At 42.7% G+C, this 12,341-nt stretch carries 6 protein-coding genes; all 6 read right to left on the bottom strand.

Features of this window, described 5'->3' with window-relative positions; all coding sequences use genetic code 11:
* Window positions 1-3,918, bottom strand: a 3,918-nt coding sequence (locus R4I06_RS03255) for a TrbL/VirB6 family protein (protein ID WP_334414118.1), incomplete at its 3' end; no start/stop codon positions are given.
* 10 nt (window positions 3,919-3,928) lie between these two features.
* A complete protein-coding gene (locus R4I06_RS03250; protein WP_334414117.1) occupies window positions 3,929-6,835 on the bottom strand; it encodes a TrbL/VirB6 family protein in 2,907 nt (968 codons plus the stop codon).
* A 13-nt stretch (window positions 6,836-6,848) separates the two neighbouring features.
* Window positions 6,849-9,386 carry a TrbL/VirB6 family protein gene (locus tag R4I06_RS03245; RefSeq protein ID WP_334414116.1) on the bottom strand — a complete coding sequence of 846 codons (2,538 nt, stop codon included), beginning with the start codon at window positions 9,384-9,386 and terminating at the stop codon, window positions 6,849-6,851.
* A complete protein-coding gene (locus tag R4I06_RS03240) occupies window positions 9,379-11,784 on the bottom strand; it encodes a VirB4 family type IV secretion/conjugal transfer ATPase (protein WP_334414115.1) in 2,406 nt (801 codons plus the stop codon). The genes R4I06_RS03245 and R4I06_RS03240 overlap by 8 nt, the downstream gene beginning before the upstream one ends.
* The gene (locus tag R4I06_RS03235) at window positions 11,785-12,078 is read right to left on the bottom strand and encodes a type IV secretion system protein VirB3 (protein ID WP_334414114.1); all 294 of its coding nucleotides are present in this window, start codon (window positions 12,076-12,078) and stop codon (window positions 11,785-11,787) included. It abuts the gene before it with no gap.
* 88 nt (window positions 12,079-12,166) lie between these two features.
* Window positions 12,167-12,341, bottom strand: a 175-nt coding sequence (locus R4I06_RS03230; RefSeq protein WP_334414119.1) for a Fe-Mn family superoxide dismutase, incomplete at its 5' end; no start/stop codon positions are given.

Here is a 12,341-nt window from a genome sequence, read left to right as displayed (position 1 = left end):
GTAACTCTCTACCCTTTGCTCAGGAGAAATATCATAGTCACCTCCAACAGCGCCTTCTTCCCCAGTGTATGAATCGTAGTTCTCTACCCTTTGCTCGGGAGAAATATCATAGTCACCTCCAACGGCGCCTTCTTCCCCAGTGTATGAGTCGTAGTTCTCTACCCTTTGCTCAGGAGAAATATCAGATTCATCTACATCTAAATGTTCAACATTATGCTCCATGCTTTCTTGTGCGGCAGCATAATCCATAAATCCATCCCCCAATTGGTCTTGGTTGCGCACCTCTTCACTCAGACAGTCTTCATACGAAGCAGAACTTATATCATCATAGTCAGAGTCACTCCCACTACTCTCTGATGATGAGTATGACTCACTTGAGACGTCACCACCGAGAGTTTCATAAGTGTTCTCAGTACGGGCTTGAGAATCTGCATGTTGTGATGCCATATACCTGCCATCATCAACCCCGGAATGCCCGGCTGAAGCTTCACTGAGCTCCCTACCCTGACCTGTACTTCCAGAATACCCTGCCACAACATCTACCTCAGGGTCTCCCCTACGCACTTCTTTGATTTCAGGAGATGCTCCATAATTATCTCTAGGTGCAGGAGAGGATGCTACATTATCGTCTCTGGGCACGGGATGATCTATTCGTGTACTATCATGTCTAGGAGTAACATTATTATTATCAGCCTCAAACCTAACTTTTTCATCGCCTACGGGAGTCATACCCCTTGCCTGTCTTATTAGGTTTTGAGTTGCATCATCCAGACCAACGACACCTAGTAGCGCCTGCGTAGCGCCCATAGCACTGGCAGTTATGCCCGCTACACTACCAGATATGGAATGCGCCATAACATCCGCTATATTCGCAAATTCCTTTACAGCCAAACACGCCAAGATAAGGATCATCGTAACCGTCACGCCAAAAGGCAAACCCATAAATCCTTGGTCTGCACGCGCTGCATCTTCCCTCATCCTATCCTCTACAGATAGTTCGTTTGTAAATCCTACTGGAAGCAGCGCAGGAATAATGCATATATCCTTTCTGTTGGGGGATTCGGGATCATCTGAAGGAATGTCTATCCCGAGTGCACAAGTTTCGCATGCTGTGAAATTCGTAACCGTGTACAAACTGCTCAGAATGACCTGATTTAGAAATGCAAGAGCGGCGAACAGTATTATTGGCTGAAGAGAAAAGTTCACTATCATCCTGAGCCAAGCATCAAATACACCTCTGGTAAATTGGAACAACAAAAATGTGATGAATATAGGTGCAAGGGTTACCAAAAATGCCAATGTTAAAGTTACCAGCAGATATTTTAATACCGCCTTTAGCACTGCTACGAAAAACACGATCATTGCCCACATAACCGCTATCATTATGATCCATCCCACAGGACCTGCCATAATTAGAGATAGCATCCTCAGCCACACATCAGATGAGAACATAACTCCCAGGGTAGAATCTAAAAATGCAAATGATGTATCTCCGCCGAGATACCCATTAAACGCTGTTATCACCTCTGGGATACCGGCAACAAATATACTGAAGCAGTGATTGTAGAAAAAATCCCAACTATTAGGAGAGATCAACACAAGTATCATTGTCACTTTGGACAATCTGATCATGAGATCATATTTTGTTAGCTGCGTAACGCCCAAAATATAACCCAACACAGTGAATATGAGATACAGCGTGAGTAGCGCCATTACAGCAGACCAGAATGGCTTTGATGCGACCTGATTATTGTATATTTGCTGCACTGCACCCATTTGCTTCCTGTCTGGGGACGCACTTGGCTTACCGCTTAGTGCTTGTCTTATTGAATGGGAAACATCCTTGCCAATTTGGCTATCCTTCCCTAATATGGGAACCTCAGTTCCGTATAGCACATGTAGAAGCGAACCTTGTAAGTACGCAAAAAACTTCGAAAAAACTGGAGACGACGTTGGAACCCACAAGCGAGTAAGGTAGTAATTATCCTCGTTCCCGTATTCTTTCAGCTGAGCCTCATAGGATTCATCGACCTTAATACCAAAATAAACGGTCCCCTCTGAGTCACCTTTGTTACCTTCATTTATGGTGGCATATCCTTCATAAGTAGGAATTTCATTCCACTTACTTTCACTGTTCTTAAACTCTATCTGTCCTGCTTTTAAAGTCCGGGCAGCAGGAGGACTACTTTTTTTCCCTTCATTTTGCTTATCCCCAGGCAGATAATCTGGGGCAGAATTGCCCACGTGTATGTATAAATCTTTTCCATCGCTAGCATAACATGTCCTGTAGACATTTAGTGCGTAGTATCCTTTAATACCCTTAGTACCATATGCATTTTCTGCTTTTAGATTTTGGGAAACAGTACCTGAAGGAAAACTATACGATAGGTACAATAGACCGGAGCGCAATACCGGGTATCCTTTATGCATTTCCAAACTTGTATCAATAAAATTTTTTGTACCAATATCTGCAATATTACGAATATTTTTGTAGTTATGCACACGACCCGCAATGTACTGTAGCCTGCCTTGTCTTGCCTGACTATGATGAAATTTTTCTGTAACCACCCAAGCTGAAACACCTTCCGCCAATTCATAGTGTAAATTCGTAGTGTTAGTATTTATTCTCGACTTGATAGCGCTTTTTATTTTACCACTGACTTTCTTTTGAAGATCGCCATTATCATTAGTACCCAACAAGTCTTGAGAAAAATTTTTATAATCACTCGTTTGAACAGCATGGGTGCTGTAATCAGGATTTGTGGGACACACAAGTTTGTTGCTATCCACCAAGACAATAGATCTTATGCAATTTTCTTCATTTACTCTCTGTGTAGGATCACATATACGTTTGCAGTTGCAGTTTATATCGTACTCAGTGTACTCCCTGAGTATCTCCTCAACCAGTGCTTTCTCTTCTTGTGCATCTCCCCCCGCTCCTTGTGATTGCTGCGGAGTTGCTGTAGTAGTGGTGGGCACTTCTTCATATTTGATAATTTCTTTCTTCGCGCTGCTAGAAGATATTAACTGGTTTACACTCTCAAAGTTTGAAAGCTTACTCCTGATTTTGTAGTGTTTTTTTAAGGCACTGCAGGCTTTCTCATTCAATGGTGAACTCTGCTTACTCCTTACTGTGCGGGCATCATGTAGAATACCATTGACCACTACCTTTGCGGGGTCTGTTAAATTCGAGTAGTCATTTCCTAGGTTCACATGACCAAAATACCCTATCGGATATTCCAATCTAGGAGTCTTTATGACAGAACCTGCTATCCTGGGAATGGTTACTCCAGATGGGAGTTGTTCATAATTGCCACTTTTTCCTTTTATATATAAATACTCTAGAGGTGGAAGAATAATAGTGGAATTTCCTCCTGTTGCGCCATTTCCTTCAGCATGGTTACTCGTCTGAGAAAAACCTACGCCCCCTCCATTTGCGCACAGAGTAGTAGCTGATACGGCATCTTTGCCCTTTTCATCTTTGTAGAATTCACTATTCCCGTAGTATAAAATGCGCTTATTCCCACTTGTAATGTCGTCACAGCGAGTAACCTCTACATCGTATAACACCGGAGAAAAGGAAACTTGATCGCCTGCAACAACATTCATATGTACTGGATAATACCACTGATCCGACTTCAATTGATCATCAAACATCCTGACGGTAACAGGAGCACTGCTGTCCTTTGGACAAAAGTTGATCGTACGTTCTACGGTAATCTTTAGCTCTTTACCCTTTTCAACTTTTTGACCGGAGTTTATCCAGTAAGTCGCTGGGTTTTTCCTATCTGCACCCTCAGGAAGTACAGGGACAACCACCTCTATAGAACCAGAACTACTACCACCACCTGGCTCAATGCACCTGCCCCCACAGGACGTGAGCACTATTGCACATAAGAAAAGTATAAGCCTAAACATCAATACTCTCCTAAAAACTAGCAGGTGGATCATGGGGAGCAATTATTTGCCTACGACGCACATTTCCAGCTCCTCCACTATCGCCTCCAGAGTATACTCCTCCAACGCCAGGCATAGATCTTACATATCTACCTCCCCCTGGCCCTCTATCGAAGAGCTCAGACTGTCTCCTATGACTTTCAAGAATATGCGCAGTGTTCTGATCCATGCCCACAACGCTCAACAGAGACTGCGCAGCTTTTCCACCTACTTCAGATAGATTGGTGAATGATCCAAACATTATGCTGCACAGCTCCCCGCTGCTAACTACGAAATCTTTTGCAACACGTACCAATATGATCAAGAGAATCACGTTAACAATAGGCCCAGGAAGACCTAAAAGTACCATGTGTCCGGTATTATATACTTCTCTGATGGTATCATTAATGGGGGTAACCGGAATAACCCCTACTGGCAGTGGAAACTTCAATAGGCATAGGGTAAACAAAACAAGGTTGAGATTAAGCACACATGTATCACATACCTCAAAGTTCAATATCGCATATATGATATTATTTATCGCACCTGTAAGAAGTGCTATGCAGGAGAATATTATAACGGGCTGCATACCAGTCTGTAGCAGGGTTTTTATCCACATATCAAATATGTTTTTTGTACGCCTAAACAGCACGCATATCACAAAATACGGCGCTAAGCACAACAGCAATGCTATGGATAAAATTGAAATGAGGTATATAACTACTGCCTCAAATAAACACTGCACCAAAACAACCAGCGCCCACAAAATTAATATTACAGATAGAAATCCTATAGGCCCAGAAAACATCAGTGCCAAAATCTGTATCCACGTTTCAGTTACGCTAAATCTATAAAGCACCATGTCCATAAATTCAAAGTCCTTGCCTTGCCCACCTGTCATTACATCAATGAGAGCTTTTGGCCCCTCAATGAATAAATTGAGCAAATGATCGTTAAAGAATGACCAACTATCAGGACGCAACACGTACATAACGATGAGCATTTTGGCAATAATGACCGCAAGCTGAGAAATAGATGCCCTCGAAAATCCCAAGAAAAAATACAGGGCGCTCACCATGATGTACAAAATAAGCAAAGCATTAACCATCCTGTTGAACGACCCATGCTCGCTAATATGCCTGTACATACCACGTACAACACTATCTGTATTATTTGTCCCATACAGCGCGTTCCTTATCTGTGTTTCAGTCCAAGATGCTATATGAGAGAAGACCTTAGGGGGATTTTTAGGCGCAGATATCCTTATCTCGAAATGTCCGGAATTATTTTCATATCCATCACCATTGTCCTTTACGCCAAAATATAGCTCGCCCTCCTTTAATGCTGCGTCAACCTCGATTTCATTATTAGTCGCGAGATCAACTTTGATACTACCATTACTCCCTGGCTCTCCCCTTGGATACCCCTTTGAAAAGACGTAGTACAGGCTATTTTCTATATGGGAGCTGCAATCCTTAATCACGTTAATGCTATAGCTGCCAGCTAACGTCTTATTATCGTCTGTTGCAGTTTGAGCCCCACTACTGCCAGCACCACACCCTCCTCCTGCCTCATTAACGACAGTCATAACTAGCTTTTCAACCTTATCCTTCTTCACTTCATAAAAGGTATCCAAACCCAGATAGCTTCCTACTTGTGGTAATGCCTCTTTTATTTTCTTTTCATTTACATCGCTCTTGCCACTTTTGATGTTTGCTAGTGTAAGTTGACTTTCCGGATCTTGTGCTTTTATCGTCTTTTCTACTTCCGCAAAGCTAGCGTTCCCCCCGTTCATCGGAAATGCATCCTTAAATCTTTGAGAAACCTCTGGCGTCAAGTCACTGTCTTGAAGCTTTACGAACGGTATAACCGTAGTTGAGATATCATTCCCTTTACTGTAAGTTACGGGACGAAAAGCAACACATTTGTTATCATTACTTGTATAGCTGCTTTGCTGCTGACCTGCCTGGCTGCTACTTTCATCGGAAAATCCACATAGCTTACCGCATAAGGTATTTATAGTAGTCTCATCCAAGATTTCTCTATATTTCCTTCTTTCTTCACGTATTTTCTTGTTTTTGTCGTAAATCGCCTTCTCTATCTTCTCATCAGTGACATGACTTGGAGTTGGCGCACCGTGGCCCGCTCCCCTTAATTTGTCCTGTTCAACCTCCTTGCGCGCTTCTTTGATCACAGCATATTTGGTCTTACATAACTCATCCGTTTTTTCAAACTTTTCACTTTTCGTTAATTTCTTTTCCGCACGTCCATAAAGTATAGCAGAAGGGACATAGTCCTCTATAGTCGAAGTCTCTTCTTCTCCCTCTATCAGATTCCACTCATTAGAAAAACCCCTTTTTTTTGCCAATCTATTGCTAGAATTTACTAAATGTATAGTACCAATATAATCTTTGAGACACTTATTCACATCAGGCACATAAATGTCTTCATCCTGATTTCTACATATTTCTTGCGTAACGGTGAACTCCCTGACGGGATTCAAAGAGAAAATTACCCTTTCACCCTTAATAAGAGGATATTTGAGTTGAGCCTCTAATTTTCTTTCTCCGCATTTTTTCAGTGGATTGTTGTACGGTATTTCTATCTTAAGATCACCTATTTCAGACTCCTCGCAGAACCGCGGTTCTTTCTCCTCTACGTACAGCTTTAACTTCTTTCCCGCATAGGGAAAATCCACCTTACGCCAGTGCTGAACATTGCTACTACCGGATTTTTGCTCGCCGCCAGGATTTGTGGGAACAACAATAGTTACAACATCATTAAATACATTACTCTGCGATATGCAGCCCATGTACCCGCATCCAGTCAAAAGCAATAACAATACTATTGGCTTAATATCTGGCACAACCCTGGCTCTCCCCTGAACAACATATAACAAGCACTATAACGCGTTATTTCCCTTCGCCTCCCTGACTGGAACCGCCACTTCCACCGGAAACTTTATCTGATCCTTCTCCGCCTCCCTTGCCCATATTATCACCCACTTTGCCACGCAGTTTGTCAGCCAAGTCAGACACCTTGCCCGTAGAGAAGCTTCTAGCAGAAGACGCCATGCTCGCCGCCTTATGGGCAAGAGTCCTTGGATTAAAGCTTCCACTACCTATCGCTCCAACACGTGGATCTCCAGCCAATTCCCCAGCTATATATGATATGGAGGACAAGAAATGATAGAAGAGGAACCCAACCAATACAAACACTCCCAGCTTTGTCCACACCGCAACAGTAGCGCTTCTAAATTCGGGAGAAGTCCCATACAAGCCTAAAAATAACTTCTTGCTGTGAAATTGCACAGTGCTAAACATGCACGCCAAATTGCTGTCATTTTCGGATTTTTCGCATGCTTTTTCATCTTTAAGCTTATATCCTGTCTTCTTAATCTCAGTGCCGTCCTCTTTCTGACCAATTACAACATCCTTACGCTCAAATTGCAGGTTACCAAAATACAAATTGTCGAAAACTGTGAACATTAAAGAGAGGAATGAAAATAAAATCACAGGATACAGCGCAAAAGTCATTAGCTGCTTAGTCCATCCATCGAAAAACCCCTTAGTAGCCTGAAATAGGCACATAGGTATCATTAGCGGTGATATTATGACCAAAATGGTAAGCGCAATGAGCGAAATCAAAAACACGTACACCGTGCATATCACCAACAGTATCAACATTATTACTGCGCATAACGTTACGAGGCATATTATCACCTTAGCATTTATCAACATCGCTACTATTAATAAGCCTGCGCACAAGAGCATCGTCAACACAACTCCGGTGCCCGTACCCCAATTTAGTTGACTACCCAAGTAAAACATCATTCGGCAGTCAAGCCTGTCCCATGGCATTAAATATAAAAATTCTTTATTTTTGTAATCTTCGGCCTTGTAATCACATATTCCATTATTGCCAGCCGCCTGTAGCACTATATCTGAGAGCCCTATAGACAACTTAGTGATATAATCGTAGGCATGCGTCATCGCGTTACCCTGCGTAAAATATATGACCAAAGCAAACTTTATGGCAGTCATATAAAGTTCTGACCCACCTTGCACTCCTCCCATGACTGCTTTTATAGAAAACAGTATGAGTGCCAACACTAAAGCAGCCATGACAGCCTTTTTAAGTCTCTCTTGAGCGACTTTTAGAAACCCAGGATTTAGACCAGCAGCATTAGCTCTTCTCGCAGCGCAACCTGCTGGAGGATCAAGTAACTGTTTTAGCGATTCTTTAACGCAACTTACCAATACCGAAGTCACTGGAAACACAGTTTGCGAGTGCAAGCTTGCAGTTCCTTTGCAAACATCAGCAACGTAACAGCTATAGCAGCTACTATTGTCGTATTTAATCACCTTACCTCCTTCTTCCACAGGCTTAGAATCCTTGCACATTGGAGAAGGCGCAGTGCTAGGCCTCATCTGACAACCTATCTCAGGCTTTACCGCCAAACCCAGGTTACCACTTCCTACAGCAATAGCATCAACACAAAGTTGAGATCCTCGCTCAACCGCCCTAAATTGCGCTGTGTGTATGTTTCTTTTATCACCAGCCTTCATTCTTTCACATTTAACAACGCTCTCACTACTATCGACCCAGGCACCTGACACAGTAAGCTTGGTTTTATGCATCTCCTCGTCACCAAAAGTTGCCTCTCTTGGATACTTGCTACTGTTTTTCAATATTTCGGTATATGAACCACTGGCAAATTGAAGACCAAACAATAAAAATGGTGCCGCAGCTAGATATGAGAGCGGGTTACGATAACACACCTCTATGTATCGAGAACTTGATACTCTATTTTTAGGCCACGCATAATAGTCAACTTTCTTAAACTTTCCTTTTGGACATATTGGCTCAGTTCTTTTGGCTTCCTCTAAAGTTTTTTTACCAGCACCTAGACAAGCGTAATATTCCTCCATAGTCGCGAATTCTTTAGAGCAGCTCCCATTACTACTATTCTTGTAGAGAGCCAATATTTCACTATTACCACTTTGAGGATCCTGGCATTCCTTATAATCACCCTCTGAGTACCCAGACTCCTCGGTCTTAGGTCCTTGCCCTTTCCCCTCAAACCTGAGGACTGGATGTCTAACAAAGCTCCAATTGCATATGAAGTACGAAGAAGAAGCACCCACGGCAGCGGAAACAGCGGCTGTTCCAGTAGCTACAAGACCCCATCCAAGAAAGTTCTGCCCCATGTTTATGAGTACAGCTCCGGCCAGCATAGCAGCCAATCCTCCCCCTACGGCCTTACCTCCTACAATTGCGACGTTCTTAGAAGCTCCGCAGCGTGGATTAGTGGCCTCACTATACCTGTAGTGAACCAAGCGATCTTCTTTAACAGCCGCTTCTTCAGCAAAACAGCCAATAGACGGCACAAGCCATCCACACACAGTAAATATGAAGAAAAACGATACAGCCTTCGCTAATTTAAGCATTCTTCACTCTTCGCTGGAAAATGGGCAACCAAACATTAGAATCGCTCCCCACTTCTTCTATTATTTCCCGCAACAAACCTACTGTCTCTGCCCTACCGGATAAAACATTAATGGTATCTTCTAATCCCCTGAGATCTATTCTAGCTACGACCGCATTTACACCCTGTTTAACAAGAAAAAACCTACTACCTGGATCGGTGTACTTCACTAAGGAATACTCCCGTTCAGTAAGCATGAACACATCTCTATACGCGCTAGTAGCTTTTAGATTAGGCAAAAATATCTGCGTAGCAGTTTGCTGAACCAATGTGTCACTTATCTGACTCTTACTAGCATCCTCTACGCTTTGCGTTGCAAAAACAACAAAAGTGTTGAGCTTCCTTAATACCTTAAGCCAGTCCTTAATTCTGGGAGCGAATACAGGATTATCTATCAAAGCCCATGCCTCATCCAGAATTATGATAGATGGCGTACCATCCAAAGAAATACTAATTTTGTGGAACAAATAAAGCAGGGTGGGCGCCAACGCAACTGGATCTTTTAATAAATTTCCCATCTCAAATCCAAACACCCTAGACTTCGTAAAATCCAACAAGTCCTCTTCATTATCGAAAAGCGACGCGTGAGATCCATCAGAATGCCACATCGCCATGCGACTTGCCAAAGTATCTTCCCCTCCTATGCCTAAAAATGGCACCAAATTTCGTAATATTCTGTCTTCCTTTCTCAGCTTGTAATTACCCTCAATTGCATCGTCAATGCGCAGCACATCGTCAGGAGTCATTTTGGGTGAAAGCGTAGTAGACAGAATCTTCAACCACTCCATTAAGAAGGTCCTATTATCAGGCGTATCATCCAAATGAAGCGGATTTAATCCAGTCGTGCCCCTGGGTTCTATAGTCGTGTAAATCCCGTTTAGCGCCCTAATGAAAATCTCCGCACCGTGATCTTTATCGAAGAAAAATATCCTAGGAGAGAATTTCATGGCTTGAACACACAAGAAATTCATAAGGACAGTTTTACCAGCACCTGTCGGCCCTATGATAGCGGTATGTCCCACATCACGTATGTGAAAACTGAAGAAAAATGGAGTGCCTGATGTAGTATCAAAAACAGTAACAGCTTCACCCCAGTGATTGCCAAACTTCTTGCCGCTAGGATAGTTATGCTGCGACGCAAACCCAGCCATATTTAAAGTGCTGATAACTGCTTTGCGCACGACATATGAAAAATTGCCCGGAAGTTGAGCCCAAAATGCAGGCTCAAGGTTGATTTTCTCTCTAACGGGGTAAACTCCACAATTCGATAATTCTGCCTCCACTAGAGAAAGCGCATTTTCCAGAGTCTTCGGAGTCTTTTCGATGCACAAGACTGTTAAGTGATGCAACCCAAAAGCAATTTTACCACTCATTGCATCATCTAACGCTTTAGATATTTCGTGGATTTGCGATATAGCCTTATCGGAAGATTGTATCATCCGATTTTGCTGAATCTGCATCTTCGTTATGGCAGACTGCCTGTTAGTGAACTTAAAAGACTGCGTTATTATAAATTCGTACGGCAATTGCAAAAACGCATCCAACATACCAGCTGAAGTGCTCTGCCCATATTCCTTCAGACTTATCAGACCTGCATACTTGGATTCACTGTGCCCCACTACCTGCACAACTCTGTGCCCAAAGTACAGCCTATGCATGGGAAGATGCTTGGAAATGTCACCCATGTGCATAGCAACGTTGTGTACAGTGCCGCAATTAACAATCTGCAGCAGGAACTCCATAATCTCAGAAAAGTTACCAGCATTTGTACTCCTTATACCCAATTCTCTGGGAGCATAGTTGCGCAGACTCGTAACAAGCCTGTTGGTAATCTCTTCCAAATCTTCAGATGCAGCCCTCATGTCGTTTTTCCAGCCTTCTGTAGCCGCACCCCTGTTGAATTTCTTTAGTACATTAGCAAAAAGCTCTGCACTCTTCCTGCTACCTTCCCTAACTATGGTAATATAGAGCTCGTTCACGAAAGATTGCTTCGCCATGTGCTTTTCACGCCACTGCGTATTAACTCCATCAGCGAAAGCGTTCGCAAACTTCGTTCCTGAAAAGCCTTCAGTAAATGCGTTTTTTCTCCTTCTTATTATGTGAAAATACAGACCTAAATGAGACGAAGACATACTGCGCAAGGTCTGATTTCTTATAGAATTCTGAATGACCAGATCCTCGTCGTCAGCAGTCTCGAAGGCATACCCAGAAAGCTTTATAACCTTCAGCAAGGACCCATCCTTTGTTACCAAAGTTGTGCTATTCCAGTGCCCAAGATATGGGAGGAAATGCGACTCATGATACTCTCTGTCTACGACCTTGCGTTTCCTTGTGGACGCTATCCTCCCAAGCGTAAACATCTACATCACATCATAAGAATTAGCATTATGATAAAAACGATTCAGACACTTGCTGCATCTTTGCATCCTAACAAGAAATAAGTCCATGAATAACGGATCCTTTGAGGACGCTGCAAACCCTATTGCATGCATTCCCGGCGCCCATATCAGCAGAACTCTGAAATCGTTACTGTACATAAATATCATGACCGAAATCATGAAGTTCATTATGGCAAACGTATAACTAACACCGAATAGCATAGTAGGCCTTGTCAACCCCTTAAACAACTGGTCAGCCTTAACACTACCCGACATAACAAAACCCACTAACCACACGCAACTGTCGCAGACTCTATCAATAAAAAATTATAAAACAGTTAACCTGTGACAAGAACACTATCAACTATAAAACACCAATAGCTTCCAATCTGGAAGCTGCGAAATCCCAATTTACTAAATGCTCCAAAAATACGCGTATATACTCCTTGCGCACATTCATATAATCAAGGTAGTAAACATGTTCCCACACATCCATTGTAAGCAGTGGATATTGCCACTCTGTTAGCAACGGAGAATCG

Source organism: Anaplasma bovis (assembly GCF_036903315.1).
GTDB classification, from domain to species: Bacteria; Pseudomonadota; Alphaproteobacteria; order Rickettsiales; family Anaplasmataceae; genus Anaplasma; species Anaplasma bovis.
The sequence above is the reverse complement of the archived record's forward strand: the minus strand, read 5'-3'. Positions and strand labels throughout refer to the sequence as shown.

Excerpts from the sequence above, each read along its gene's own strand:
- R4I06_RS03245 (WP_334414116.1), bottom strand. The coding sequence starts at position 9,386 with ATGCTTAAATTAGCGAAGGCTGTATCGTTTTTCTTCATATTTACTGTG.
- R4I06_RS03240 (WP_334414115.1), bottom strand. The coding sequence starts at position 11,784 with ATGTTTACGCTTGGGAGGATAGCGTCCACAAGGAAACGCAAGGTCGTA.
- R4I06_RS03235 (WP_334414114.1), bottom strand. The coding sequence starts at position 12,078 with ATGTCGGGTAGTGTTAAGGCTGACCAGTTGTTTAAGGGGTTGACAAGG.